Annotated in this window: 21 protein-coding genes and 1 pseudogene; 13 read left to right on the plus strand and 9 right to left on the minus strand. The window is 59.4% G+C overall.

Annotation, left to right across the window (positions count from 1 at the left end):
* The first annotated feature begins 13 nt into the window (after positions 1-13).
* Positions 14-331, plus strand: coding sequence for a hypothetical protein (locus tag ASC90_RS03635; protein ID WP_056535466.1), 318 nt, complete (start codon positions 14-16; stop codon positions 329-331).
* Between the two features lie 33 nt (positions 332-364).
* Entirely contained in the window at positions 365-955 is a 591-nt protein-coding gene (locus ASC90_RS03640) for a DNA-3-methyladenine glycosylase (RefSeq protein WP_056535468.1), read from the plus strand.
* On the opposite strand, the gene ASC90_RS03645 is transcribed toward ASC90_RS03640, so the two are convergent.
* The 3 genes from ASC90_RS03645 to ASC90_RS03655 are packed head-to-tail and all read right to left on the minus strand — an operon-like array spanning position 956 to position 4,176.
* Positions 956-2,500, minus strand: coding sequence for a DHA2 family efflux MFS transporter permease subunit (locus tag ASC90_RS03645; protein WP_056535478.1), 1,545 nt, complete (start codon positions 2,498-2,500; stop codon positions 956-958).
* Positions 2,493-3,719, minus strand: a complete 1,227-nt coding sequence (locus ASC90_RS03650) for an HlyD family secretion protein (RefSeq protein WP_056535482.1) — start codon at positions 3,717-3,719, stop codon at positions 2,493-2,495. Before ASC90_RS03650 ends, ASC90_RS03645 begins: the two co-directional genes overlap by 8 nt.
* Entirely contained in the window at positions 3,712-4,176 is a 465-nt protein-coding gene (locus ASC90_RS03655; RefSeq protein WP_056535485.1) for a MarR family transcriptional regulator, read from the minus strand. Before ASC90_RS03655 ends, ASC90_RS03650 begins: the two co-directional genes overlap by 8 nt.
* Positions 4,177-4,676: 500 nt before the next feature.
* Here ASC90_RS03655 and ASC90_RS03660 point away from each other — a divergent pair, with 500 nt between their 5' ends.
* Both ASC90_RS03660 and ASC90_RS03665 read left to right on the plus strand, forming a co-directional pair.
* Complete coding sequence (locus ASC90_RS03660; protein WP_056535488.1) at positions 4,677-5,852, plus strand: efflux RND transporter periplasmic adaptor subunit; 1,176 nt, start codon at positions 4,677-4,679, stop codon at positions 5,850-5,852.
* A complete protein-coding gene (locus tag ASC90_RS03665) occupies positions 5,849-9,031 on the plus strand; it encodes a multidrug efflux RND transporter permease subunit (protein ID WP_056535492.1) in 3,183 nt (1,060 codons plus the stop codon). The genes ASC90_RS03660 and ASC90_RS03665 overlap by 4 nt, the downstream gene beginning before the upstream one ends.
* 13 nt (positions 9,032-9,044) lie before the next feature.
* Here ASC90_RS03665 and ASC90_RS03670 read toward each other — a convergent pair whose 3' ends face one another.
* The 4 genes from ASC90_RS03670 to ASC90_RS03685 all read right to left on the minus strand — a co-directional run bounded on the left by ASC90_RS03670 (position 9,045) and on the right by ASC90_RS03685 (position 13,398).
* Positions 9,045-10,052, minus strand: a complete 1,008-nt coding sequence (locus ASC90_RS03670) for an acyltransferase (RefSeq protein WP_056535495.1) — start codon at positions 10,050-10,052, stop codon at positions 9,045-9,047.
* Positions 10,053-10,095: 43 nt separating this feature from the next.
* Entirely contained in the window at positions 10,096-11,361 is a 1,266-nt protein-coding gene (locus ASC90_RS03675) for an O-antigen ligase (protein WP_056535498.1), read from the minus strand.
* A gap of 9 nt (positions 11,362-11,370) precedes the next feature.
* On the minus strand, positions 11,371-12,642 hold the full coding sequence (locus ASC90_RS03680) for a polysaccharide biosynthesis/export family protein (RefSeq protein ID WP_056535501.1): 1,272 nt from the start codon (positions 12,640-12,642) through the stop codon (positions 11,371-11,373).
* A 75-nt stretch (positions 12,643-12,717) separates the two neighbouring features.
* Complete coding sequence (locus ASC90_RS03685) at positions 12,718-13,398, minus strand: sugar transferase (protein ID WP_056535504.1); 681 nt, start codon at positions 13,396-13,398, stop codon at positions 12,718-12,720.
* 770 nt (positions 13,399-14,168) lie between these two features.
* On the opposite strand from ASC90_RS03685, the gene ASC90_RS03690 reads away from it, so the two are divergent.
* Both ASC90_RS03690 and ASC90_RS03695 read left to right on the plus strand, forming a co-directional pair.
* A complete protein-coding gene (locus ASC90_RS03690; RefSeq protein ID WP_056535507.1) occupies positions 14,169-14,441 on the plus strand; it encodes an exopolysaccharide production repressor protein in 273 nt (90 codons plus the stop codon).
* A gap of 130 nt (positions 14,442-14,571) precedes the next feature.
* Positions 14,572-15,573, plus strand: a complete 1,002-nt coding sequence (locus ASC90_RS03695) for a glycosyltransferase family 2 protein (protein WP_056535510.1) — start codon at positions 14,572-14,574, stop codon at positions 15,571-15,573.
* Between the two features lie 5 nt (positions 15,574-15,578).
* Here the strand turns inward: ASC90_RS03695 and ASC90_RS03700 are convergent, their stop codons facing one another.
* Positions 15,579-16,538 carry a glycosyltransferase family 2 protein gene (locus ASC90_RS03700; protein WP_056535513.1) on the minus strand — a complete coding sequence of 320 codons (960 nt, stop codon included), beginning with the start codon at positions 16,536-16,538 and terminating at the stop codon, positions 15,579-15,581.
* A gap of 582 nt (positions 16,539-17,120) precedes the next feature.
* Between ASC90_RS03700 and ASC90_RS03705 the strand changes: the two genes are divergently transcribed.
* From ASC90_RS03705 to ASC90_RS03730, 7 genes and pseudogenes are all read left to right on the plus strand, one after another.
* Complete coding sequence (locus ASC90_RS03705; RefSeq protein WP_244480288.1) at positions 17,121-18,203, plus strand: acyltransferase; 1,083 nt, start codon at positions 17,121-17,123, stop codon at positions 18,201-18,203.
* 3 nt (positions 18,204-18,206) lie between these two features.
* Complete coding sequence (locus ASC90_RS03710; protein ID WP_056535519.1) at positions 18,207-19,001, plus strand: glycoside hydrolase family 16 protein; 795 nt, start codon at positions 18,207-18,209, stop codon at positions 18,999-19,001.
* 56 nt (positions 19,002-19,057) lie between these two features.
* Positions 19,058-20,191: pseudogene (locus tag ASC90_RS30335) on the plus strand (glycosyl transferase); the annotation flags it as partial.
* 75 nt (positions 20,192-20,266) lie between these two features.
* The gene (locus ASC90_RS29195) at positions 20,267-21,262 is read left to right on the plus strand and encodes a glycosyltransferase family 2 protein (protein ID WP_056535726.1); all 996 of its coding nucleotides are present in this window, start codon (positions 20,267-20,269) and stop codon (positions 21,260-21,262) included.
* A complete protein-coding gene (locus ASC90_RS03720; protein WP_056535522.1) occupies positions 21,262-22,188 on the plus strand; it encodes a glycosyltransferase family 2 protein in 927 nt (308 codons plus the stop codon). Before ASC90_RS29195 ends, ASC90_RS03720 begins: the two co-directional genes overlap by 1 nt.
* Positions 22,185-23,192, plus strand: a complete 1,008-nt coding sequence (locus ASC90_RS03725) for a glycosyltransferase family 2 protein (protein WP_056535524.1) — start codon at positions 22,185-22,187, stop codon at positions 23,190-23,192. Before ASC90_RS03720 ends, ASC90_RS03725 begins: the two co-directional genes overlap by 4 nt.
* Before the next feature lie 4 nt (positions 23,193-23,196).
* Positions 23,197-25,548 (plus strand): polysaccharide biosynthesis tyrosine autokinase, encoded by a 2,352-nt coding sequence (locus ASC90_RS03730; RefSeq protein WP_056535527.1) that lies wholly within the window; start codon positions 23,197-23,199, stop codon positions 25,546-25,548.
* On the opposite strand, the gene ASC90_RS03735 is transcribed toward ASC90_RS03730, so the two are convergent.
* A complete protein-coding gene (locus tag ASC90_RS03735) occupies positions 25,549-26,286 on the minus strand; it encodes a metallophosphoesterase family protein (protein ID WP_056535530.1) in 738 nt (245 codons plus the stop codon).
* Between the last annotated feature and the right edge of the window lie 189 nt (positions 26,287-26,475).

Consider the following 26,475-nt stretch of genomic DNA (forward strand, 5'->3'; position numbering starts at 1 on the left):
CGGAGATATGCCCATGGCCATTTCAGATGTCACAGTTCGCCCGAAGAACGGCGGTTTCGTCGTCGCGTTTGGCGACCAGTCGGGCAATGGCATAGAGGTCACTCTCTACACCGCAGCCTCTCCAGGGTTGACAAACGACAATGCCATAGCGCGCGCCAAGTCGCTGCTCGAGACCGCTCTGCAAACCTCGCAGACGGATGGCCCGCGCGGCAAGGATCCCGCACTTCTCGAGGAAGAGTTGGATGAGGGCCTTGAAGACACGTTCCCGGCCAGCGATCCGGTCTCGGTGACAGGATCGTCCATCGCCCATCCAAAAACCAGCGGCCGCTAGAGGCTGCAGTTCCCAGCCAAACTTCGAGAATCCATGACACATTCGCCGAGTGCGATCGGGACCATCCCGCTAATTGGCCGGGAGCTGGCTGATTTCTTTCGGCGCGATGCCGTCGCTATCGCACGCGATCTGCTCGGGTGCCATTTTTCGGTTGGCGATATTGGTGGACGCATTGCCGAGACCGAAGCCTATTTCCCCGATGACGAGGCTTCGCACGCCTTTCGTGGGCCTACGCCGCGCAACGGTGCGATGTTCGGCCCACCCGGCAACGTCTATATCTACCGCATCTACGGCTTGCATTGGTGTGTCAACTTCGTGTGCACTCCGGGCTCGGCCGTACTGATCCGGGCGATCGAACCGGAAACCGGGATTGGCGCGATGATCGAGCGCCGCGGCACCGATAGCCTGAAGCAGCTCTGCAGTGGTCCCGGCAAGCTGTGCCAGGCGCTCGGCATCGACATTTCCCTGAACGACCGCCTGCTGGACCGGCAACCGTTTTCGATCGCGCCGACCACACCCGCCGAAATCGTCTCAGGCAAGCGCATTGGCATAACGAAAAATGCCGATGCCCCCTGGCGCTTCGGCATTCTGGGGTCTCGATATCTCAGCAAGCCGTTTCGCTGATCATTCCATCACGGCGCTGTGGTCGATCGCCGGCGCGACTTTCGGTCTGCGCAAGAGCAGTGCCAGCGGAATGACCGCAAGCGACATGATCATCAGCAGCTTGAAGTCATCGATATAGGCAATGATGGTCGACTGCAGCGTGATCACTTCGTTCAACGCCGCCCGTCCGGCGGCCGTCAGGGGGCTCAGCCCCTGTGCGGCTGCCGTCTCGAACGCGCGGTTGAATGGCGTGACATAGGCGGAAATCGTCTCATGGTTGACCTGCGCGTTTTCGACCAGCAGGGCAGAAACAATCGAGATACCCACGCTCGAACCAATGTTTCGCGACAGGTTGTAAAGACCCGTCCCATCGCCGCGCATGTGGGCAGGCAACGTCGAGAAGGCAATCGTCGTCAGCGGCACGAACAGGAACCCGAGCCCCGCGCCCTGGACGAAACCAACGGAAATGATCGTCCATTGCGACACATCGGGCGTCCAGCCGGTCATGTCGTACATTGCCCATGCTGTCAGCCCGAGGCCAAGAACAAGGAGAAGGCGCGTGTCCACCTTGCCGATCAGCTTGCCGACGATGAACATGCAAAGCATGGTCCCCAACCCGCGCGGCCCCATGACGATACCGGCAGTGATGACGGGATAGCCCATCAGCGTCTGCAGATAGGGCGTCATTAGTGCCAACGATGCGAGATAGGTGATCCCGATCACAAAGATAAAGATCATGCTGACGGAGAAATTTCGGTCGAGGAACAGCTTCGGGTTCACGAAAGACTTCTCGGCAGTCAGCGTATGCACGATCAGCAGGTAGAAGGCAGAGGCGCAGACTACCGCCTCGACCATGATCTCGCCGGACCCGAACCAGTTGAGCTGCTCGCCACGATCGAGGAACAGCTGCAGCGAGGCGATCCCAAGGCTCATCAGCCCGAAGCCGAACCAGTCGAGTTTCGCCAGCGCATCAAGCTTCGTCTCGGTGACGTAGATCACGATCCCGGCGAAGGCCAGCGCGCCGATCGGCACGTTGATGTAGAAAACCCAGCGCCAGCTGATGTTGTCGGTCAGCCAGCCGCCGATCACCGGACCGAGGACCGGGCCGACCATGACCGAAACGCCGAACAAGGCCATCGCCGAGCCGCGCTCCTCGACACTATAGATGTCGAGAAGGATGCCCTGCGAGAGGGGAACGAGTGCCGCGCCGAACAACCCCTGGAGCAGGCGGAAAGCGACGATCTGGTTGAGCGATTGCGCGAGGCCGCACAGCACCGACGCGACGACGAAACCGATGATCGCTGTGAGCAGAACTCTTTTGCGGCCGAATTTGGCAGCCAGGAAGCCTGACGGCGGGGTCATGATGGCGGCAGCGACGATATAGGACGTCAGAACCCAGTTGATCTGGTCGGCACTTGCCGAAACGCTGCCCTGGATATAGGGCAACGCAACGTTGGCGATTGTCGTGTCCAGCGCCTGCATGATGACGGCAAGGATGACGCAAGCCGTGATCGCACCGCGATTGGCAACAACCGGGGTGACTGGGGAGGAAGCAGCGTTACTCATGATCCTTGCCGCCGGAGCGGCCCAAAAGCTTGGAAACAAAATCCGGAAGGCCGCGGGCGTGATCCGTATCGACATCGACCACGGTGCTCATCCCGACGCGAAGTGGCGGCTTGCCGGCGGTATCATCGATGCTGACACGCATCGGGATTCGCTGCACGACCTTCACCCAGTTACCGGTGGTGTTCTGCGCCGGCAGAAGCGAGAAGCTGGAGCCGGAAGCAGGGCTGATGCTCTCGACCTTGCCTTTCCAAGCGACGCCCGGATAGCTGTCGACATAAATGGTGACGGGCTGACCCGGCTTCACATAGGTCAGCTCGGTTTCCTTCGGGCTCGCTGCGATCCAGAGCTTATCGCTTGATACGAGCGAGAACGCCTGCGTCGAAGCCTGCAGATAGGATCCCGGCTGGAGCGAGTTCACATTGGTCGCGATGCCATCGAAGGGTGCCTTGACGACGCTGTGGTCGAGCTCGCGCTGGGCATCGTCGACCTTGGCCTTGGCCTCGAGATAGAGCGGGTTTTGCTCGACTGGCTGATCGGCATCGCCGCCGAGCTGTGCCAGCGTAGCCGCGGCTTCCGCCTTGGCGACGGCAACCTTCTGGTGACCGGCATCAAGATTGTGCTTGGCCATATCGAGAGCGACGCGTGTGGCCGCCGAACTGTTCATCAGGCTCTGCTGACGGTCGAATTCGGTCTGGAAATACGGGATATCCGCCTCGGTCTGGGTGATCTCGGCAAGCGACTGCTGATAGCTGGCCTTGAGATTGAGGATCTGGTTGCGGACGGCGCCAAGCTGCGCCTCGGCACCGTCGAGAGCAATTCTGAAGGCATCCTGACGTAGGCTGAAGAGCACCTGCCCTTTCTTGACGGCCTCGTTCTCGTGAACGTTGATCTGATCCACGATACCGGAAACGTCCGTCGTCAAGCCCACCATGTCGGCCTGAATATAGGCGTTGTCCGTCGACATGACCTGACCGCCATTCACGTAGTAATAGCCGCCGACGACGAGCGCGACTGGCAGCAACGCGAAAAGTACCGGACGTGTGAAGCTGCGCCGGCGGCCGACCTTCGTGCCGCCGGGCGCAGCCACCGCAGTGGCGGGCGCTGAATTGGATGAAGGCGCCTCTGCCACCGGTCCCTCGCGTACAGGAACGTCATTGTCTTCAACTGGATTCTTGGCATTTGCGTCGGCAACGACGCGCAAGGGGGATTTGTCAGCCATGTTTGGTCTCGTTCTCGGCCAGAGGTGTCCTGCAGGCCTGCACTAGGTTGGTCTTCACGTGGGATAGGACTTGGAACAATTGCTCACGCTCTTCAGCGGAAACGCCGTTCAGAGCCTCGCCTCGGGTCACGTCGCCGAGGTCCCGCATCTCCGCAAGAAGCGGATGCGCTTCCTCACGCAAGTAAAGCAGCCAGATCCGGCGGTCAGTCGGATCCTGGCGGCGCTCGATAAGCCCACGGTCGGCAAGCTTGTCGAGAATGCGGACAAGTGTGATCGGCTCGATTTCCAGAATATCGGCAAGCCCGGCCTGGTGGATGCCCTCGTTGTTCGAGAGATTGGACAGCGTCTGCCATTGCGAGCGCGTCAACCCCAGAAACCTGGCACGCTGATCGAACCGCTTGCGTAGCAGGCGTGAGACATCATGCAGAAGGAAGCCCAAGGTCGGATTGCTACTCATAGAAACCATGCCGATAATCGATAGCGCACTTATAATATGTCTAGATATAGTGAGCGTGTGCGACGCACAAGAGCCCCACCCCGAGATTCCGCAAGTGCGGCGAAAATGCCGCAGCCCACCAATGGACAGGCGTTGCGCACCGAGCAGCGCGTCCCCCCAATGGGGTTGCACTGGCAGCAGGCGCCCGTAAAACGTCCGGAAATCCGGCACCCGACGTTGCTCCTACAGATTTCAGCTGCGGATGCAGTTTCAACCCACCGTCATTTGCAATTGCGCTCGACAGCCGTTTATAGTCAAAATCCAGAGGCTTACGGAGAGGGACTGATCTTCGGCCGAACTCTCGAATGCAAGCCGTGGGCCTGGCGAACAGCTAGGACCACGAAGCAGATTACAGCATAGGCGAATGAGAGCACCGGCGATCATTCGAGGACATCCAGACATGAATTGCATCCTTTCAGCATAACGGCGGCAATTCTCGGCCGCCCGAATTGAGGACCGCCATGCCTTGCTCGCTTCGATCTCTGTTGGTTTTCAGCCTTGCCTCTCTTCTGCCGCTAAGTGACGCAATCGCACAGCAGGCAGCCCCTCCACCGCCTGTTTCCGTTGCAAAGCCGGTCATCCGGGATGTCATCGACAACGACGAATTCATCGGTCGCTTCGAGCCTGTCGACGAAGTTTCCGTTCGCGCCCGCGTCGGCGGCTACCTTCAGGAAATTCATTTCACCGACGGCGCGCTCGTGAAACAGGGCGATCTGCTCTTCGTGATCGATCAACGACCTTTCGTCACCGCGCTCAACGAGGCCAATGCTGCCCTTGAAGTGGCCAAGTCGACCCAGACCTATGCGGAGGCGCAGTTCAAACGCGCCGACACGCTGGCGACCAGCGGCAGCCAGTCGATCTCGATCCTCGACGACCGGCGGCGAGAATGGATTTCGGCCCAGGCGAATGTCCGCGGTGCGCAGGCGACCGCAGACCGTGCCGCTCTGGACATGGTCTACACCAAGATCACCGCTCCCTTGAGCGGGCGTATCGACCGTCGCCTGATTTCCGTCGGCAATCTGGTCCAGGCCGATCAATCCATCCTGACCACCATTGTCTCGCTCGATCCGATCGACTTCTATTTCGACGTCGATGAGCGCCGCCTGCTGAATTTCGCCGACACCGCGCGCAAACAGGGCAAGGACCTTCAACTGGGTGGCGGCGGCGTCGATGTCACCGTGACGATCAGCGATCCCAATGCCAAGCCCTTCAAGGGCAGGCTCGACTTCGCGGAGAACCGCATCGACAACCAGAGCGGCACCATTCGGCTCCGTGCTCGTTTCGCCAATCCGGACCTGGTACTTCAGCCCGGACTGTTCGGCCGCATCCAGGTCGCGGCCTCCAACACCTACCAGGCCATCCTCGTTCCCGACGAGGCGATCGGTTCCGACCAGAACGAGCGTGTCGTGTTTGTTGTCGGCGCCGATGGCAAGGTTTCGACCAAGCAGGTTCGGCCCGGACCTCGGCTCTACGGCTATCGCGTCATTCGCGAGGGCCTCGACGGCACGGAGACGATCATCGTCAACGGCTTGATGCGCGCACGGCCGGGTTCAATGGTCACCCCGCAGATGACGGAACTGCCGCAGGAGCGTCAGGACACGCCCCCCGAGACCGGCGCTACGGAGAGCGGACAATGAGATTTGCCCATTTCTTCGTGGACCGGCCGATCTTCGCGGCCGTTATTTCGATCGTCCTCCTGGTTGTCGGCAGCATTGCCTATACGCAATTGCCGGTATCGCAGTACCCGGAGATTGCGCCACCGACCATCGTCGTGCGCACCTCCTATCCGGGTGCCGACCCGCAGACGATTGCCGATACCGTTTCGACGCCGCTGGAACAGCAGATCAACGGCGTCGAGGACATGCTGTACATGTCTTCATACTCCAGCGCCGACGGCGCCATGTCGCTGACCATCACCTTCAAGCTCGGCACGGACCTCGACAAGGTTCAGGTGCTGGTCCAGAACCGCGTGTCCATCGCGCTACCGCGGCTTCCCGACGAAGTCCAACGGCTCGGCGTCACGACCGACAAGAGCTCGCCCGACCTGATGATGGTCGTGCATCTATTGTCGCCGTCGCACCGCTACGACCAGCTTTACGTCTCCAACTACGCTCGCAACCGCATCCGCGACGTTCTCGTCCGCCTTGACGGCGTTGGCGATGTGCAGATCTTCGGCGAACGACAGTACTCGATGCGCATCTGGCTCGATCCGGAGAAACTGTCCGCCTATGAGATGACATCGGACGACGTGGTCGCGGCGTTGAGAGACCAGAACGTCCAGGTATCGGGCGGCAAGATCGGCGCGCCGCCCGTCACCGGTAAGAACGCGTTCGAATACACGGTGCGGACCGAGGGCCGCTTTTCCGACGTTCGACAGTTTCGGTACGTCATCGTCAAATCGACTCCCGGCGGCCGGCTCGTCACGCTGCAGGATATCGCCCGTATCGAACTTGGCGCGCAGGACTACGTCACCAACAGCTACCTCAACAATGACCCCGCCGTTGCGCTCGGCATCTTTGCCCGCCCCGGGACCAATGCGCTGGATACCGCGCATCAGATCCAGGGGATCATGAAGGACATCTCGCAGAATTTCCCGGAGGGACTGGAATATCGGATCGTCTATGACACGACCGAGTTCATTTCGGATTCGATCACGGAGGTCTATCGGACCATTGCCGAGGCAGCCCTTCTGGTGGCGATCGTCGTTCTCGTCTTCCTGCAATCCTGGCGAACGGCGATCATCCCCATCGTTGCGATACCGGTATCGTTGATCGGTACCTTTGCCGTGCTGCTCGCCTTCGGTTTCTCGCTCAACATGCTCACGCTTTTCGGGCTCGTTCTCGCGATCGGTATCGTCGTCGACGATGCGATCGTCGTGGTGGAGAACGTGGAACGCAATCTGGCGCGCGGCATGTCGCCCAGGGAGGCTGCGCACGTCACGATGGACGAAGTCGGTACCGCCGTCATCGCCATCTCGCTGGTCCTGATCGCCGTCTTCGTGCCGACCGCCTTCATTCCGGGCATATCGGGCCAGTTCTACAAGCAGTTCGCCGTTACCATATCGGTAACCACCGCCATTTCTGCCCTGAATTCGCTCACGCTATCACCAGCACTGGCCGGCATCCTGCTGAAACCTCACGACCACGAAACGCGCCCGACAAATATCGTCTCACGCTTCGGAAGAGGTCTTGCCAACGGCTTCAACTACGGATTCGATCGCCTGAGCTCCGGATATTCATGGATCGTTCGACATCTGGTGCGCAGCTGGGTCGGATTGACCTGCTCGCTCGTCGTCTTCGCCGGGTTGCTGGGCGCGACCTGGTACATGGCAAACAAAGTCCCTGCGGGCTTCATCCCGACAATGGACCAGGGTTACGCGATCATCGTCATCCAACTCCCCGACGGCGCCTCCCTTGCGCGTACCGACGCGGTCGTCAAACAGGTCGGTGATATCGCCCGCACCGTGCCCGGTGTCGGCAATGCCGTGCAGTTTGCCGGCTTCAGTGGCGCGACATTCACCAATGCCTCGAATGCCGGCGTCGTCTTTGTCCCGTTCAAATCCTTTGCCGAGCGCGACGAAGGCGGAGAGACAGCCAACAAGATCATCGGCGAACTCTTCGGCAAGCTTCAGAGCATCCAGGAAGCATTCATCATTGCCATCCCGCCGCCATCGGTGCGCGGCGTCGGCAATTCCGGCGGCTTCAAGATGCAGATTTCGGACCTCGATAACCCGGACATGACGCGCGTGCTCGGTCTCGCCCGACAGATGATGGGTGCGGCGGCAACGACCGAGGGTCTGACTGGCGTCTTCACCACCTTCTCGGACGCCAGCCCGCAATACTTCCTGGCAATCGACCGCGACAAGGCACGCTTCCTGAATGTGCCCATCCCCAATATCTTCAACGCGCTTTCCATCAATCTCGGGGTGTCCTATGTGAACGATTTCAACGCGTTCGGCCGGGTCTACCAGGTTCGTGCCCAGGCAGACCGGCAGTATCGCATGGACAGGGAGGACATCCTCGCCCTGAAGGTCCGATCGGCAACCGGCGCGCTCGTACCGCTTGGAACCCTGATGGACATCCAGGATTCCAGTGGCCCTGCCCTCGTGCAGCGCTACAATATGTATGTGTCCGTTCCGCTGCAGGGCAATCCGTCACCGGGCACCTCGACCGGCGACGCTATTGCAAAGATGGAGGCGCTCGCCGCGAAGATCCTGCCGCCCGGCACGACATACGAATGGACGGAACTCGCGTACCAGGAAACCCACACAGGCAATACGGCCATCTACATCTTCGCCCTGTCCGTGATCTTCGTCTTCCTCGCGCTGGCGGCACAATATGAAAGCTGGGTTCTGCCACTGGCAATCATCCTCATCGTCCCGCTTGCGGTGCTCGCCGCATTGATCGGCGTGTCATTGAGGGGGATGGACAACAACGTCCTGACGCAGATTGGGCTGATCGTGTTGATCGGCCTCGCGGCAAAGAACGCCATCCTGATCGTCGAGTTCGCGCGCCAAGCGGAAGAGGAAGGCAAGTCGCCCGTGGATGCCGCCGTCGAGGCGAGCCATCTGCGTCTTCGCCCGATCCTGATGACGGCATTCGCCTTCATCTTCGGCGTCCTGCCGCTGGCGATCGCGACCGGGCCGGGTGCCGAGATGCGCCAGTCCCTCGGAACCGCCGTCTTTTCCGGCATGCTCGGCGTCACGTTCTTCGGACTTTTCCTGACGCCGGTCTTCTACGTGGTCCTGCGGTCCATCGGAAGAAAGCGGCTTCCGCCGCCGGAGGTGCAAAAGGATGACGAGGCGACTGCGGCGTAGGAATTGATCGGCCTCAGGACGGGCGCCGCTGCAATTGGCGGCGCCTCAATCCGTCTCCGGAAAGTATCTTTCTGATCGGCTTCTCGATCAATTCATAGGCAGCTACGCCGAGGATAGTGCCCCCGACGACTGCCGCAAGAACCGTCGGCGTTACCGACAGCCCCATGACGCCCGCAGCCTTGACGATCACCGATATTGCAAGCGTGTGCCAGAGGTAGATAGAATAAGATGCGTCGCCGAGATAGGTCAGGAGCGGCACGCGGCCAATGCTGCCGTCTGCTTCGAGGGACACCATGCCGTAGACAAGCGCCATGGCAAGCGGCCCACAAATGGTCTCGTCAAAGTTCGCACCCATGAGGAAGATCGCAGCAAAGCCCGAGAGCGCTGCACCCACACAGGCAAGCCCCAGGCTCGTGCCGGCAATCCATCTGCGCAGCCAGAGTTCCGCCAGGAAGACGCCTCCGAGAAACTCCAGGATAATCGGGCGGGTATAGGTTTGAAGCAGTGCCGAGGTCGGTTGGAAAATCATGCCGATGAGCACGAAGCCGCCAAAGGCCACCGACAAAAAGATCAGCCGCCAGCGATGCGGCAGGAACAACGCCCCGGCGAACAGCGCGTAGAAGAACAGTTCGAAATTCAGTGTCCAGCCCTGCACGAGAACCGGCCATATTTCGCCATTGCTTGGCGAATGCGCCGGGATGAAAAAGAGCGACGCAAAGAGATGGGAGATTGTCAGCCTGAGATTGGGAAACAGCCCGACGAGAGCGCCCGCGACCATGACAGCCGTAACCAGCCAGTAGGACGGAGCTATACGACGAATGCGATCCAGCAGAAATCCCTGCGGTGTCATTGGCCGACGGTCGCTGATCACCCACATGATGAAGCCGCTGATGACGAAGAAGACGTCAACGCCGGCGGCGCCGATCGCAAAATGCTCACCCGACTTTTCTGCCGCATGGAAGACCACGACCGCGAGCGCCGCAAAGGCGCGCAAATATTGGATGCCGTAAAGGGTTTTCATCCGGTTCCTCGAAGGACCGGTTCAGGACCGGCCGAAATGGTGGTTATTGGGCTATGGGTTCTGATGGTGTTTGATGTCGCCAGAAACCGACGGCTTGTCGCCGGCTCGCCGTCGCCAGTTTCCCGGCCGCGAAGTAGAAAAGGAAAGTTCCGACATTGTAGGGTGTCAGAATGTCGATCTCGACGAAGGAGCGGATCGTCAGAAGTACCACGATGGTGAATAGCAGGTGAGATTCATCGTTTTTGAAGTCCTCGATCAGCCGGCGCAGGTGTCCCCACAGGATTCTCACCAGCATCGTTGCGAGAATGAGCACACCCGTGAGCCCAAGCTCCACGGCTGTCTCGATATAGGTATTGTGGAAGTGAAAACCGCTGCGCGAACCGATGAAGAATTCTTCCCAAAGGCGCTCCGGCTCGGAGAATCCCTGGACCCAGTAGGCCTGGTAGCCGACGCCGAATATCGGGTTCTGTGTTGCCGCCTCGATTCCCTGTTGCCAGAGATATGTACGTCCGGTCAGCGTAGAATCCTTGCCGAAGATGCCAAGCACGGCATCGACGACGCCGAGATAAACGCTCGCAACAGCAAGAATGATGACTGCAACGCCGCCGCCGATGATCAGGAGCTTGCGTTGATTGGGAGCAAGCGTAAGCACCGCACGCAGCCCCATCATCAGTGCTATCGACACAACCGTAGTAAGGACCGAGGTTGCCGATTGGCATGCCAGCAGGCAATAGGCCGACAACGCGCCAACGACGCCCGAAGCAACCATCCACAATCGCCGCTCGCCGAAAATGAATACCGCGGCGAAGGAAACGATCAATCCAAGCGAGGCATAAAAACCAAGCTGGTTCTTGGACGCAAAGGCTCCGACAAAGCTGAACGTTCCGTCGAGCGGATCGTACTCGTAATATCCGAAGAGTACCGAGTAGATGAGAACGATACAGACGCCAGCGACCATGCCGACCGTGAGCGTTCTCGCATCGACCACGCGGACGGCTATCAACGCACAGATCACCTGCGTGAGATATTGAATGCTCGCGCGCAGGGAGGTGCTGGGAACAGCCGACCAGAAAACCGACAGGAACGTCAACGCGGCAAAGGCGAAAAGCCACATATAGCGGCTGTAGCTCCCGAGCACCTTGCGATAGTCGACCGCAATGAGCGGCAGCCACAATGCATAGTAGAGCAGAATCGCTACCTGCCCGAACTTGATCGAGTAGGCGAAACAGAAAAGTGACAATGCCACGGCAGGAACAGCGTAAGCCGAATTCCTGCCGGGCTGAATAAGCGCCGATTTTGCGATCCGCATGCGGCCTCGCTATCTCATGTAGAGCCCGGCGGTCACCTTGATCAGGTCTCCGGGCTGCAGCGCCGTATTCTCCTGAACCGGAATTTCAGCTGCCTTGCCATCGACCTCGCGCACGATCGAATAGGCGATACTGGCGGCACCGGTTGTGGTGTCGAAGCGTGCCGCATCTGTCGATTGCGTCAATGCTTCGGACATCAAAGAGTTGCTCGTTTCGAGTTTGAGATTAAGCTCGTCGAGTTGTGCATCAGCGCTCTGAAGTTCCTGGGCAAGCTGCGCATCCCAATCGTTCTTCAAAGTGATGGTGTCCTGGTCGGCCTTGCTGATATCCTGCTTTGCCTTAAGTGAATTCGTATCGATGTCGAGCAGCGTCGCCTCGATATCAGCGGCGCGCTGTTCGGCGGCCATCTTGCGCGCGCTGAGAGCAAGCCCCTTCTCGGCGAGATCCTCGACCTTGTCGCGATCTTCCACGGCAAGCTGCTGCTGTCGGGTCTGCGTCTCCGTCTTCTTGGCCAGCGTCTCCACTTCGCTTTGCAGAAGCGACCTCAGGTCGTCGAGCGCCTGAAGCTGCAATGTCAGCCGCTTCTTGCGAGAGGTCATGAGCGACATCTCGCTTGCCACCAGAGCCTTCGCTTCGGGCACGTTCGCGAGTTCCTTCGGCATCTCGAACGAATCCTGATTTGCCGTTTCTGCCCGCAAGCGCGCTTGCTTCACAAGGAGCCGCGCGCGATCCGCCATGTAGACGACCGCATCGCCCTTGGCATTGATGAAGTCGCGGGCAAAGCGTTGCCCCGAATCTGCGCGGCGCAAGCCGCCCCCAAGACTCACTGCCTTTACGACCGTGAGGTTCGGAGCAAATGGATACTCGCCCGGCTTCTCGACGTCGCCGGACAGATACACTGGACGGAACTCGGACAGTTCGACCGACGCGGATGGCCGATCCTTCAGAGCAAACTGCTTCTGCAGGGCTGCACCGATCTCCTGGGCAATCGCATCCGTCGTCTTTCCGGAAGCCGGCATATCACCAACGAAAGGCAAGGAAATGCTTCCCGACGGCCCGACCGTGTAGTCTCCACTGACAACAGACCAGTCGCGGATCGTTCCATCCGCCGTCTGCCACTCAGCGACCCTGATCTTCAGCTTGTCCATGATGCCGAGGCGGTAGCCGTCGGCATTGGCTATGCAAGAGGACACCAGAAAAGCGCCGAACCCGGCTGCGATAACGATGCCGGATCTTAGCGTGCGAAGTCGTCCGGCCTTGCCGTCCAGTAAGCGTTTTTCCATAGACCTTCCCCGAGTTTCAACACGCCAAGCCGCAAGGCATTGCCGCGCAGTACCGTTCGAGTTTTGAAGTGCGGCTCAGTAGCTGCCGCGTTGAGCGCAAACCGCAGGGATTGTGCGCGCGATGATGACGACATCACGAACCAGCGACCAGTTTTCGACATAGTGCGTGTCGAAGGCGACGCGGGTTGCATAGGAGACATCGTTGCGTCCGCTGATCTGCCAGAGGCCGGTGAGGCCCGGGCGGGATTGCAGATAGTAAACGGCGGCGTGCTCGTACATTTCAAGTTCGTCTTGAACGACGGGACGCGGGCCGACAACACTCATTTCACCACGGATGATGTTGATGAGCTGGGGCAGCTCATCAAGGCTCAGCTTGCGCAGAACGGCACCCACTGCAGTAACCCGTGGGTCATCCTGCAGTTTGCGCGTCGCACGCCACTCTTCCATGGCCTTCGGGTTGTTGCGCAGATGTTCCTGCAGGACCTTGTCACCATCGGTGACCATTGTCCGAAACTTCAGGCAACCGAATTCCTGGCCGTTATGGCCGATACGACGATGGCCGTAAAACATTGGACCTTTGTCCGAAAGCTTTACAAGAAGCATCACCATCAAAAAAACGGGGCTTAAGAAGATAAGCCCCAGGCAGGCGGCGGACACATCGAATGCCCGTTTTGCGATGCCGCCGGTGGGCGGAAACACGCTCTCGTGAACTGCGCCATAAAATGGCGAACTGTCCGATCTCGTCGCAGACTTCATAGAGGTAACTCCACTTATGTTTGCCGTTTGGTCGGTAGGGCTCAGGCCGCTTGACTAGCGGTGACGAATTCGAAGTGTATGAGAGGATTTTGTTTTTTTAAGCCACATTTTAAAAACCGTTCGTATTGAAGGCGTTTTTGACGGGTCCGATCAACTTTTTGTTTGTGAGAGCTTCCTGAAACATATTTACAATTGCCCGACGTTATTTGGAAAATCTCGGAACGTTGTAATAGAAACTGCACACACTGCTTGGTGTTGCAAAAATACTGAAGCTTAAGTCACTCCGGCCACAGGTCGCAAAGTCATGGGTTGAACGCATGGCTTCTGCGAGAGCCCGTATTTTGATCTTGGAATCGGCATTTTTATTGCATCGCAACATACTTTTTGCGACGCACTCACAAATCGTTTGAAATTAAAGCTTTGTAATAAAAGGTGAACGCGGAGCGGCCAATACCCGTCCAAAGCGTAAGTGAATATGGCAAGATCGTCCGGGTGCAATGCCAAATTGTACGCAACCCCCGATAATAACCCAACTTTAAGGATCTTGGACGATCGCCGACGGGACGGCATCGATAAGTGGTATTTTTACCAATGCCTGGAAGAAACATTTAAGATCGAGGCGGTAGTAGCGCTTTCGTAGACGCAAAAAGCGTCGCCAGAGCTTCAGTTGATCCAAGAAGTCCTGTAAAACGAATCTTCAAAAGGGTCCTGGTGGAACTATCGTATTCAGTGGATGTTCATTGAACGAGGTTTCGAAGGGGAGGCAACAGATGTATGCACCTCGCGTTTTCGTCAGCATGGTCGGCGCATTGGCCGTTTTTGCGATCGCGACCTATTGGCTGAGCGGCTCCCTTTCCGGCACCGCGATCAAGACGGCGGTTTGCGCGGTGCTTCTGCAGACCGGCTACTTTGGCGGCGTGTTGTACCTCGTCTGGAAAGAGTCCAGGAGCCGCGGCGCCAAGCAGGCTTCGCCAGCGCGAAGCGAAGAGACCGAAAAGCTGCATGTCAGCCCTTTCAAAGGCTCCGAGCCCTTCAACCGCTAAGCGCCCGACCGGCCAATTGTTCAATGCGCTTCGACGCGCCAAGCCACGTCCGTAACATCATGTGAAAGGCGATCCGTTGTGCGCCGCCCTCCAACGTCCTAGTTCTGGGACGAAACAATGGAGGTAAAGCGTGGCTCAAACGGCAAGCATTTGCGTGATCATCGCCGCCAAGAACGCGGCCGATACGATAGAGGTCGCTGTAAAATCTGCTCTTCGCGAGCCGGAGGTCGCCGAGGTCGTGGTCGTCGACGACGGGTCCAACGATGGCACTGCGCAAGCGGCAGGGCGCGCCGATGATGCCAGCGGCAGACTGAATGTCATCAGGTTTGAAAAGAACCGGGGGCCGTCGGCGGCCCGCAACCACGCAATTGACATCTCCTCGGCACCGCTGATCGCCATCCTCGATGCCGATGATTTCTTCTTTGAGGGCCGGTTCCGGCGCATGCTGGCGGACAGCGACTGGGAGTTTGTTGCCGATAACATCGCCTTCGTCGATGCTGACACGGTCGAGCAGGCGCCTCAGAAACTGGATGTCTTTGCCGACAGCCCCCTCTTCCTCGACCTCGCAACCTTCGTCGACGGCAACATTTCAAAACCCGGCGTGCGCCGCGGCGAGATCGGCTTCCTCAAGCCGATTATGCGCCGCAGCTTCCTGGATGGGCACGGACTGCGGTACCGGGAGGAAATGCGTCTCGGAGAAGATTACGATCTCTACATCCGTGCCTTGGCCCATGGCGCACGCTACAAGGTCATCCACAGCTGCGGTTACGGCGCAGTGGTCCGCAGCAACTCCTTGAGCGGCAGCCACCGCACGGAGGATCTCCGCCGTCTCTACGAGGCTGATCGCGCGCTCCTCGGATCGTCCACCGGATTGCCGCCGCGAGCGGTCGATGCCGTGCGTAGGCACGAGCGCCATGTACGCGGCAAATACGAGCTTCGCCGGTTTCTCGATATCAAGGCGCAGTCAGGCGCTTTGGCTGCCCTCGCCTACATCGCCGCAAATCCCTTCGCCTTTCCGGCGATTGCGACGGGCATAGTGATGGACAAGACGGAACGCCTCCGCAATCCGGGCGGCGTCGCGGTCACCCAGAGCGGCAGGCTGCGGTATCTGTTGGACGCCCCGGCAAAATAGCCAGGCTATTTTACGAGCTTGCCCGCAGCCAGTTGCAGCACACTTTGCAGCAGGCGCGGATCCTGCATCACCCAGCGCGCCAGCAATCCGAAGTCTGGCCGCTGGCGACGGCGCAACAGGCCGATCTGGCTCCAGATGGCCTGCTTTCGTGCCGTGTTCTTGTGCTGCTTGATGACTTCGATCTCGCGTGGCCGGCTCGAAAACCGGCTCTCGAGCCGATCAAGCGCCATCCAAGTGATGAACTGTTGCTTCAAGAACTCCGGCGATGCGTTGTCGACGCCGTGGAAAATGTTGATCCCCTCGCCGCGCAACGCACCGGCCTCGCCGCAAAGCAACACTTGATTTGCCGCAAGCATGCAGTCGCAGAAGAACAGAACGTCCTCGGCCGCAAGCCGCAAGGCTGCGTCGAACCGAACCTTGTCGATCAACGGCCGGCCGATCACCATGCAGGACATGTGCAGGAACGCCCAGTCATTCAGCATCAGGCTCGCGAGATCGGGAACGTCAAGGATCAGCGGCTTGTCCATCCGGCGGCGTGCGCCAGCCGCCTGTTCCAGTGCGGCAATGCCGAAGTGGTAGTCGAACTCCTCGCCTCCCTCGATGGAGGCCCAGTAGCAATCGCCACCGAGTGCCTCCATCGCAGTGTAGGCGTTGCTCAGATGGTCCGTCGTCCAAAGATCGTCGGAATCGAGGAAGGCGACATAGCGCGTTTCCGGCGGCACGTGGTCGAGCCCCGTGTTCCGGGCACCACCCGGCCCCGCGTTCGGCTGGTTGATTACGGTGATCCGCGCCCTCTCCGCTTCCGACAAAGGAGCGAGCTCCTCGTCCGGTGAACGTGGCGACTGATCATTGACGATGACGACATCGAAATCCTGAAAACTCTGGGAGAAAACCGATGCCAGCGCGCGGCGCAGAATGCCATCCTCGCGCTGGTAGAACGGAATGATGGTCGTGAAAGTCGCCATACTCTCTCCTCGAGTGATAGAATTTAGGTTTCAGTCATCGCACGCTAGAGGCGAATGAATCAGCGGCAAAATTGCTGCGCTGCAAAAGCATGAGGTTCATTTCGGCCGAAGTTTGTCAAAGGCCGTCAGTCGCTACCTAGCGGAAAGTTGTCCCGGAAGGAAGCAGGCTATGGCTCAGCCGCCGTATTTTCGCCATGATCCGAGCTCTCTGCCTCTCCCGAAAACAGGAAATTATTCACCAATCCGCAAAAACTTTCGCTCCTTTGGTAGCCGGAAAGGCCTAGAAATTAATGAATATCATCATGTTATGAAATGCGTTGCTGGCGTTGGGTTTGAAGGTTGCCAAGCAGCCCACTCTACGGACCGTTTCCCATATCGATCCAGTGTGCCGATGCAGTCCCGATATGGGACCGGCGCTCATTTTTTGCTGCGATGCCATATTTTCTTCCGGGAATTCGCACTAACTTATGCGTGCGGGCTCGAGTCTGCTCTGATTGAACCGGTCGCAAGGGGAGGTGCGGCCCAAAAGGGGTGACTGATAACGTGAATGTTGATGCAAACGTATCGTCGAGGATCAATTTGGTGCGCATCGTGCTCATTTCGGGCATCGTGTTCGTCCATATTCCTTCGGACGCTGCGAGCAGTCCCTTTATAGGGACGTATGGGGTATTTGACTGGATCAGGGTATTTCTGACCGAAGCACTGTTTCGGGTCGGTGTGCCCTGCCTGAGCGCTATTTCCGGCTACCTGCTGTTTCGCGGCGGGCTGGAAAACTTCAGCTATCCAAAGACCGTGCGCACGAAGGCGCAGACGGTCCTTCTGCCGTTTCTGCTTTGGAACACGGCATTCGTTCTGGCCATCATTCTAGCCTCCACCATCGGTGTTGGCGACGGTTATCTGCCGGAAATTTGGCATGCTTCGGCGCGTGAGCTGGTGACGCAAGTGCTGGCGGTGGAGAACTTCCCGGCGAACGTACCGCTCTACTTTTTGCGCGACCTGTTCGTCTGCATCCTGATCTCGCCTTTGCTCGCATGGCTGATCAGCCGGGTCCCGCTGCTTACCTTGTCGGCACTGCTTATCCTTGCGCTGCTTCCGGAGTTGTCGCTTTATCTCGTTATCAAACGCTCGATTCTCTTCAGCTTCAGCCTCGGTATCTACATCGGCCTTCAAAGGTTCGACCTGCGGGCACTGGACCGCTATGCCTCAGCCGGTGTCGGACTGTTGCTGGCCGCCTCTGCGCTTCTGGCGACTGCGATCTACAGCACGGGACCATTGCTGCCCGACTGGGTTCAGTTGTTCCGAAATGCCCTGGCAATCGTCGGCGCGCTCGGCTTCTGGCTGCTGTCTGCGCCAATGATCAGGACGCAAATCGGCCAGCGCCTTGCGAAAACCGGCAGCCTGAGCTTCTGGATCTTCTGCGCCCACTACCCGCTGCTGGTCTTCCTCTGGATTCTCTGGGGCAAGACGGGAATCCACTTCTATCCGCTTTTCTTTGTCGGTTCGCTGGCACTGCTGTTTCCGGTTCTCATGGCGACGAACGGTGTGGTGCGCGCAAAGGCCCCCCGACTCTACGGGATACTCACGGGCGGCCGGACCAGAAAGCAATCCGCCCAAGCTGTATCTTCCGGTGCCATCTCCCCCAAGTTCATTTCTCAGCGAAGGTGACACATGACGACCCAAATCGCCCATGCGCGAAAACTTTGCCTAGGCCTCATCACCGTCGCAGCAACCTGTGCATCGGTCCTGCCCGCGTCGGCGCAGCAAGCCGCCGGACAATCGTTTGTCGATGACTTCGACAGGATCGACCGCGGCTTCTGGTACGTGTCGGACGGCTGGAACAATGGTCCCCACCAGAATTGCACGTGGTCCAAGAACCAGGTGAAGGTCAACGGTGGCGCATTGGAACTCTCCTTCGTCGACAGAAAGTCGAAGGATCGAAACTATCTGTGCGGCGAAATCCAGACGACCAAACGCTATAGCTACGGGACCTACGAAGCCCGCATCAAGGCGGGCACCGGATCGGGCCTGAATTCAGCTTTCTTCACCTACATCGGACCGTCCGACAAGAAGCCGCATGACGAGATCGATTTCGAGGTGCTGGGCAAGAACACCGGCGAAGTCCAGGTCAACCAGTATGTCAAAGCCAAGGGCGGCAACGAGAAGCTTGTCCCCGTCGCCGGCAATGCCGACCTGGGATTCAACGACTACGCCTTCGTCTGGGAGAAGGATCGCTTGCGCTACTACCTGAACGGCAAGCTGGTTCAGGACGTCACCGATCCGGCTAAAATCCCGTCGAACCCACAGAAGATCTTCTTCAGCCTGTGGGGCTCCGACACGTTGTCGGACTGGATGGGCCGCTTTGCTTACACGCAGCCGGCGGTATTGACCGTCGACCGAGTGGCTTTCACCGCACTTGGCGACAAGTGCCAGTTTCCTGAATCGATTGCATGCACGCTGAACTGAGCACGCCCCAAGGTGCCGAATTCCGGCCTACCGTTTTCACGTCAAAAGGAACATCGATGCTCAAAGTGCTGTACCTCGTGCATGATCTGGCCGATCCCGCTGTCCGGCGGCGCGTGCTCATGCTGCGCGAAGGCGGCGCGGATGTCGTGCTTGCCGGTTTCCGGCGCGGCGAGAACCGGCTTGCCGAGGTGCATGGTATTACCCCGATCGAACTCGGGCGCACGGCCGATGCCAAGTTCGCCCAGCGCATGAGCGCGGTTGTGAAGGCGATGGCAGGGCTGAAGAGCCTGCTCAAGGGCGTTGCCAAGCCCGACGTTATTATCGGACGCAATCTTGAAGCTCTTGCCGTCGCTCATCGCGCCAATACACTTTTCGGCGGCAATCTGCCGGTTGTCTACGAGTGCCTGGATATCCACCGCCTCCTGTCGCGCGACGACCTGATCGGCAAGTCAATTCGTCGTGCAGAGGCTCACTTCGGCCAACACACGAAACTGATCCTCACGAGCTCACCCGCCTTCATCGAGAATTATTTCGATGCACGATCTGGCATCAAGGCCGAAACGTTACTGATCGAAAACAAGGTGATAGCGCTCGAGGAAACTGAGATCGAGCAGCCTTTCGTTCGCCCGCTCAAGCAGCCGGGTCAGCCCTGGAAGATCGGTTGGTTCGGCGCCCTTCGCTGCCGCAAGTCACTTGCCCTCCTCGCGGATTTCTCGCGCCGCATGCAAGGCCGTGTCGAGATCGTGCTTCGCGGGCGCCCTGCCTATTCCGAATTCGAGGATTTTGATTCCTTCGTTCGCGACGAGCCGTATCTCCGTTTTGAAGGCGTCTACCGCAATCCCGAGGATCTGAGGGCAATCTATGATGACGTCCATTTCTCCTGGGCGATCGATTTCTTCGAGGAAGGCCTGAATTCCAGCTGGCTGCTGCCGAACCGGCTCTACGAGGGTTGCCTCTACGGGACCGTTCCAATCGCGTTGGACGGCACCCAGACAGCGCGTTTCCTGGCCGAAAGGGACATCGGCCTCGTGCTCGGGGAAGCGAGTTCCTCCGGCCTCGAGGCGCTGTTTGAAAGCATGACCGGAGAACGCCACGGCGACCTGGCCGAAGCCGTCGCCGCGAAGGACCGTAAGACCTGGCTAGCCGACCGCAGCGACTGCGTTGCTCTCGTCGCAAGCCTTTCCCGCCTTGTTCCGGCCACCGCAGAGAGGGGCGCAACGGGGGCAACTATTCCCGAAACCATATATCAAGAAGGGTGGACAACCATGAAGTCTGATGTCAGTGCCAGCGTCTCCAGTCTCATCATCATCCCCTGCCTGAACGAAGAGAAACACATCGAGACCCTGCTGGCGAAGCTCAGCCTGGAATTGGACGACATGAATGCCCGGATCGTCGTTGCCGATGGCGGCAGCCAGGACGCGACGCGCGCCATCGTCGCGCGCATCAGCGCAGAGGATCCGCGCATAGTCCTGCTCGACAATCCCCGCCGCATCCAGAGCGCCGCGGTCAACCTCGCCGTCGAGACCTTCGGGCGCGACTGCGACTACCTGATCCGCATCGACGCTCATGGCGATTACCCGGCCGATTATTGCAGGCGCCTTGTCCAGGAAGCCGTGTTGACCCAAGCCGATTCCGTCGTTGTCGCTATGGAAACCGTAGGCTTTGGCCCCTTCCAGAAGGCAACGGCATTTGCACAGAACTCGAAGCTCGGCAACGGTGGCTCAAAGCACCGCGAAGGCGCCAAGGGACATTGGGCCAACCATGGCCACCACGCACTGATGCGGATCGCCGCGTTCGAGTCGGTCGGAGGATATGATGAAACGTTCAGCCATAACGAAGACGCAGAACTCGACTACCGCCTGAAGAAAGCCGGCTTCGGCATCTGGATGACCGATAAGACCAGGATGATCTACTACCCGCGCTCGAGCGTCAGCACGCTTTTCAGGCAGTATCTCGGCTACGGCCGGGGTCGTGCAAAGAACATCCTGAAGCATGGCAGTATGCCGAGTATCCGCCAGTTGCTGCCGCTGTTGGTCGTGCCTGTCTTCATCGGCGCCTTCCTGGCCGTGCTCAACTGGGCCGCTGTCATTCCGTTCAGCCTGTGGGCCGTCGCCTGCGTCGGCTACGGTTTCTGGATGGCTATCGGACAAAAGAACCCTTATGGCCCGCTTGCCGCACTCTCGGCGATGGTGATGCACTTCGCCTGGTCGGCCGGCTTCTGGATGGAACTGCTAAGCTTCCGTGGTCGAAAGGTATCCTGATGACCGAAGTCAGACCTTTGCAGATCGATATCGGCATTTGCACCTACCGCCGCGCTTCACTCGATGAAGCGCTGCTGTCGCTTGCGGTCCTGGCGATCCCTGCGGATACGACGCTTCGCATCATCGTCGCAGACAACGACAAGGTGCCAAGTGCCCGGGAACGCGTGGACGCGCTTCGCGCCACGATCCCCCACGTAGTCGCCTACGTGCACTGCCCGGCCTCGAACATCTCGATTGCCCGCAACGCCTGTCTGGACAATGCAACCGGCGACTTCCTCGCCTTCATTGATGACGACGAGGATGCTAGCGAGGAATGGCTGGTCAAGCTCCTTGCCGCTGCCCGTGCAACGAACGCGGATGCCGTGCTCGGCCCCGTTCGCAGCGTCTATTCGTCGACGGCACCAAGCTGGATGCGTGAAGGCGACTTCCACTCGACCTTGCCCGTCTGGGTGGGCGGCGAGATCCGCACCGGCTACACCTGCAATGCGCTTCTCCGCCTCGCCTCGCCCCACGTGGCCGGTCGCCGCTTCAATCTTGCTCTCGGGCGCACAGGCGGAGAGGACACGGAGTTCTTCAGCCATATGCATATCGCAGGCGGCAAGATAGCCTATGCACCCGATGCTTACGTCTATGAGCCGGTCACCGAAGGGCGTGCCGATCTTTCCTGGCTTGCCAAGCGCCGTTTCCGCTTTGGCCAGACGCACGGCCGGTTGCTGCAGGAGAAAAGCCGTGGCCTGGAGCGCGTCAAGCAGGTTGGCCTTGCGGCAGGCAAGGCCGGCTTCTGCTATGCTGCGGCAATCGGCTGCATTTTCTCCGCAGTTCCCCGCTATCGCTACGCCCTTCGTGGCGTCATGCACTCCGGTGTTCTGAGCGGCTTGCTTGGCGTTCGTGAGATCCGTCAATACGGATCGGCGGAGGCCGCATGACAAAAACCCAGCCCGACGTCAGCTTCATCATTGCCGCCTACAATGCGGCAGCGACACTCGCGAAAGCGATCGACAGCGCGCTTGCCCAGCGCGGCGTTTCGGTCGAGGTGATTGTCGCCGATGACTGCTCGGTGGACGAGACAAGGACGATCGCGGCAACGTATGCGGACCGGAATGTCCGGTTGCTGGCGCTTGCCCGCAATGGCGGACCGGCCGCCGCCCGCAATGCAGCCATCGCCGCCGCGACGGGTCGCTGGCTTGCGGTTCTCGATTCTGATGACGCCGTGGAGCCCGAGCGGCTACAGCGAATGATCGCCCGCGCCGAGAAAGTCGGCGCCAAAGTCGCCGTCGACAATCTCCGCGTCATCCGTGCCGACGGAACGCCACCCGAGACGATGTTCACCGAACAGTCGCTCGCGAATACGCCTGAACTGACGCTTCCCGCTTTTATCCGCTCCAACGCCCTGTTTCAGACAACGCATAATTTTGGTTATCTCAAGCCTATTTTTCAGCGAGCTTTCATCGAGAACCATGGGCTGCGCTTCAACGAAGCCCTGAAGGTCGGCGAGGATTATCTGTTTCTTGCCTCGGCGATCGCACTTGGCGGGCGATGCGTCATCGAACCCGTCGCCGGCTATGACTATCATATCCGCGAAGGCTCGATTTCGCGCGTTCTCGCCCTTCATCACATCGACGCCATGATCGAGGGCGATAAGGCCTTCCTTCGAGATCACACATTGGATGTGGAGGCAGCAGCCGCACAGGAGTTTCGCGAACGAAGCCTCCGCCGGGGCCGCGCCTTCCTCGTCCTCGTACAGAATATCAAAGATCGGTCGATCTTCGGAGCGATCAGGACAGCCTGGAGCAACCCTTTGGCGGTGATGCATCTGAAGATGCCCATCGCCATGAGGGTCAATCGCGCAGTGGCGCCGCTCCGCAAACTGATCAGCCCGCAGACCGGCCTCACAGCCATCGATGGCGCGACCCGCTCCCGCAAAGGATAGAGCCATGAACCAACGGAACCTGACCTTGCACAGCACTCTGCCCAAAGCGGCTGACGATTCCGATTCCTTTATCGACATCGATCGCCTGATTGCAATCTTGATACGCCGCGCCGGTTCGATCGCCCTCTGCGTTGGTGCAACGGTGCTGCTGGCCGTCGTATACCTGCTGTTCGCGACGGCCCAGTACACGTCGATGACTCAGATTCTGCTCGACGACAACATGGCGAAGTATGCGCAGGACGCGACCCCCGCCGCGAGCTCGCAGCAGGTCGACATGCAGATCGCCAGCGCCGTCGAAATCCTGAAATCGAACGAACTGGCGCTTCGGGTGGTCGACGCCGAGAAGCTTCAGGACAACGACACGATCCTCACGCCGGCGCGATCGCCTGCCTCGCTCATCAAGTCGGGCGTGAAGCTGATTGTCAGCGCCCTGATACCGGGCGGCCCGCCGGTGTCGGAAGATGACGCCCGCAACGGCAGGCGTCAGAAGGCCGCCGCGTTGCTGCAGGACGCCGTGACGGTTTCCCGCGTCAACCGCAGTTCTGTTCTCGCGGTGTCCTTCCGTTCCACCGACCGGCTCCTTGCCGCACGGATAACCAAAGCCTACGCAACGGCCTATCTGAGCGATCAGCTCAACGCCAACTTCGATGCGACGGAAAGCGCTTCGGTGTGGCTCCAGCAGCGCCTCACCGATCTTAGGCAGCGCTCGCAGCAGGCAGCGCTGGATGTTGCCAAGTTCAAGGCCGATAACGGCCTGACATCGGCCAACGGCGAATTGATGTCCGAACAACAGCTTGCCGATCTGAACAAGCAAATGATTGTCGCCCAGGCCGACGCGGCCAGCGCCTCGGCACGGTACAACCAGTTCAAGTCCATCGTCGACATGGGCCCGGACAGCGCCGTCAACAACGCCGCGATCTCCTCTGGCCAGACGGACAACACCGTGATTCAGGATATGCGCACGCGCTATATCTCGGTCAGCAAACGCGAGCAGGAGGTCACCACCAACTTCGGTGCGGATCACCCGCAAGCAGTCGCATTGCGTGCTGAAAAGCAGGACCTGACGCGCCAGATCTATCAGGAGCTTCAGCAACTGACGTCGAGCTATCGCAACGAATTCGAGGTCGCTCGCTCCCGCGAGGCATCGCTTCGCCAAAACGTCGAGCACCTTACCGGCAAGAATTCGGAATCGGATAAGTCTCTGGTTCAGCTGAACGACCTGGAGCAGCGAGCCTCTGCTCTGAAGACGCTCTACGAATCCTACCTCGGCAAGTACGAGGAAGCGTCGCAGCAGCAGTCCTTTCCGATCGCGAAGGCCCGCGTCATCTCCGAAGCTGGCGTGCCGGTTTCCCCATCCAGCCCGAAGAAGACGATGACACTGGGCCTTGCAATCGTGCTCGGTCTCATGGCCGGTGGTGCGCTGACGGCTTTCCAGGAGTTCCGCGAACGTTTCTTCCGCGTCGAAGGCGATGTGCGGACCATCCTCGGACTGAAATTCCTCGGATATCTGCCGCTGGTCGGCCGCTCACGGGAGAACAAGATCTTCCGGCCGCGCACCGCACCGCCGCAGGCGGTCGACGCCGCCCCGGACACGGAAGCAACCTTCGAACGCATCATGCGCGTCGTCTTGGAGGCACCGCGCTCGGTCTTTGCGGAAACCTTGCGCAACGCCAAGCTTGCCAGCGACGTGATGTTCCAGGGCAAATCGGACCGAGTGATCGGCGTGGTTTCGGTCATGCCCGGCGAAGGCAAGTCGACCACTGCTGCCAACTTCGCGGCACTTCTTGCCTCGAGCGGCAAGCGCACGCTCCTGATCGACGCCGACCTTCGCAATCCCGGCCTCACCCGCATGCTGAAGACACCCCCGAAGCAGGGTCTGGTCGAAGCTGTGCTCGGCGACGTTCCGTGGGCGAGCGCCGTCAAGGTCGACCCGATCACCAAGCTGGCCATCCTCCCGGTCCTGCAGAACGATCACCTGATGCACACCAGCGAACTGCTGGCGTCACAGGGCATGTTCAACCTGATGGAAAATGCCCGCAAGATGTTCGATTACATCGTCGTCGACCTTGCGCCGCTCGGCCCGGTCATCGATGCGAAAGCTTTTGCCCCACAGGTCGACGGCTTCCTCTTCGTGACTGAATGGGGCTCGACCCCGACCAACGTCGTGCGCGACATCCTCAATGCCGAGCCGCAGATCAAGTCGAAGATTCTGGGTGTGATCCTCAACAAGACCGACATGACCGAGCTCGGCAAGTTCACCAATTTCGGCGGCGCAGAACGCTACCGTCACAAGTATGTCAGCTACTACACCGAGGAAACGCTGAAAACACGGGAACCGGCAGAGGCCGGCGCCTGATCAGGTCTGGAACAGATGCACGCGTCCCCGCCACAGCTTTGCAACCGTCAGCTTGCCGCTGTAGTAGGCGCCCGTGTCAAGGTTCAGACGCTTTGCGAAAACCTCCGGCCTTTCGGCCGGAGTATGCCCGTGAACGACCAGCTTCGGCAACGGCTTGTGGCTTTCGAAAAAACGCTGCCGGATGAAGACGAGATCGTCGTCGCTCTGATGCTCGATCGGCAGCATGGGATCGATGCCAGCATGAACGAATAGCACGTTGGGCGTATCGACGAAAATTGGCAGCGAGCGCAGGAAATCGATATGCGGCCTGGGCAAGGACTGCCGGATGAAGGCGTCGAGCTTTGCAGCGCCTGGAAAGATCAATGGCAATTGCTCCGGGTCGAGACCATAGGAGCGCAATAGGGCATCCGCGCCCATTCGCATCCAGTCGGCATATGAAACCAGCCCATCGACATAGTCGAGCATGACGATCTCATGATTTCCGGTGATACAGACGCGGTCGAAATTTTCGGGCGGCGGCGCCATCAGGTGCGAGATCACCTGCGCCGAAGACGGGCCGCGATCGATATAGTCGCCAAGCGTCACGATAAGCTTGCGCCCGGGGATATCTGCCGCATCCTCCACGATGGCCTGCTCTGCCTTTTTCAGGAGGTCATGCCTCCCGTGAATGTCGCCGATGGCGTAGATCGGCATATCGCCGGGATCGAGCGTGAGCCGCTGGCGGATGGTCGACGGCATATGGAACCTCATCTGATTGGATGCTCTGGACTGACTACGCCATCCGAACAGCAGCGCCTTGAGAGACGCCGAAGCATAACTACGCAGATGAACGCCGCAATCAAGCGGGTAATAAAATTCCGCGATGCATGTCTGTGTAGAAAAACAGGCCTTATCATCGCGTTGCGTATCCGTCACATCTAAAGCTCG

Source organism: Rhizobium sp. Root1220 (assembly GCF_001426265.1).
In the GTDB taxonomy this organism is placed as follows: Bacteria; Pseudomonadota; Alphaproteobacteria; order Rhizobiales; family Rhizobiaceae; genus Rhizobium.

What these genes read in the sequence shown, in the direction of transcription:
- ASC90_RS03660 (WP_056535488.1), top strand. Translation starts at nt 4,677, where the DNA reads ATGCCTTGCTCGCTTCGATCTCTGTTGGTTTTCAGCCTTGCCTCTCTT.
- ASC90_RS03655 (WP_056535485.1), bottom strand. Translation starts at nt 4,176, where the DNA reads ATGAGTAGCAATCCGACCTTGGGCTTCCTTCTGCATGATGTCTCACGC.
- ASC90_RS03720 (WP_056535522.1), top strand. Translation starts at nt 21,262, where the DNA reads ATGACCGAAGTCAGACCTTTGCAGATCGATATCGGCATTTGCACCTAC.
- ASC90_RS03685 (WP_056535504.1), bottom strand. Translation starts at nt 13,398, where the DNA reads ATGAAGTCTGCGACGAGATCGGACAGTTCGCCATTTTATGGCGCAGTT.
- ASC90_RS03680 (WP_056535501.1), bottom strand. Translation starts at nt 12,642, where the DNA reads ATGGAAAAACGCTTACTGGACGGCAAGGCCGGACGACTTCGCACGCTA.
- ASC90_RS03635 (WP_056535466.1), top strand. Translation starts at nt 14, where the DNA reads ATGGCCATTTCAGATGTCACAGTTCGCCCGAAGAACGGCGGTTTCGTC.
- ASC90_RS03675 (WP_056535498.1), bottom strand. Translation starts at nt 11,361, where the DNA reads ATGCGGATCGCAAAATCGGCGCTTATTCAGCCCGGCAGGAATTCGGCT.
- ASC90_RS03670 (WP_056535495.1), bottom strand. Translation starts at nt 10,052, where the DNA reads ATGAAAACCCTTTACGGCATCCAATATTTGCGCGCCTTTGCGGCGCTC.
- ASC90_RS03725 (WP_056535524.1), top strand. Translation starts at nt 22,185, where the DNA reads ATGACAAAAACCCAGCCCGACGTCAGCTTCATCATTGCCGCCTACAAT.
- ASC90_RS03730 (WP_056535527.1), top strand. Translation starts at nt 23,197, where the DNA reads ATGAACCAACGGAACCTGACCTTGCACAGCACTCTGCCCAAAGCGGCT.
- ASC90_RS03650 (WP_056535482.1), bottom strand. Translation starts at nt 3,719, where the DNA reads ATGGCTGACAAATCCCCCTTGCGCGTCGTTGCCGACGCAAATGCCAAG.
- ASC90_RS03735 (WP_056535530.1), bottom strand. Translation starts at nt 26,286, where the DNA reads ATGCCGTCGACCATCCGCCAGCGGCTCACGCTCGATCCCGGCGATATG.
- ASC90_RS03665 (WP_056535492.1), top strand. Translation starts at nt 5,849, where the DNA reads ATGAGATTTGCCCATTTCTTCGTGGACCGGCCGATCTTCGCGGCCGTT.
- ASC90_RS03690 (WP_056535507.1), top strand. Translation starts at nt 14,169, where the DNA reads ATGTATGCACCTCGCGTTTTCGTCAGCATGGTCGGCGCATTGGCCGTT.
- ASC90_RS03645 (WP_056535478.1), bottom strand. Translation starts at nt 2,500, where the DNA reads ATGAGTAACGCTGCTTCCTCCCCAGTCACCCCGGTTGTTGCCAATCGC.
- ASC90_RS03640 (WP_056535468.1), top strand. Translation starts at nt 365, where the DNA reads ATGACACATTCGCCGAGTGCGATCGGGACCATCCCGCTAATTGGCCGG.
- ASC90_RS03710 (WP_056535519.1), top strand. Translation starts at nt 18,207, where the DNA reads ATGACGACCCAAATCGCCCATGCGCGAAAACTTTGCCTAGGCCTCATC.
- ASC90_RS03700 (WP_056535513.1), bottom strand. Translation starts at nt 16,538, where the DNA reads ATGGCGACTTTCACGACCATCATTCCGTTCTACCAGCGCGAGGATGGC.
- ASC90_RS29195 (WP_056535726.1), top strand. Translation starts at nt 20,267, where the DNA reads ATGAAGTCTGATGTCAGTGCCAGCGTCTCCAGTCTCATCATCATCCCC.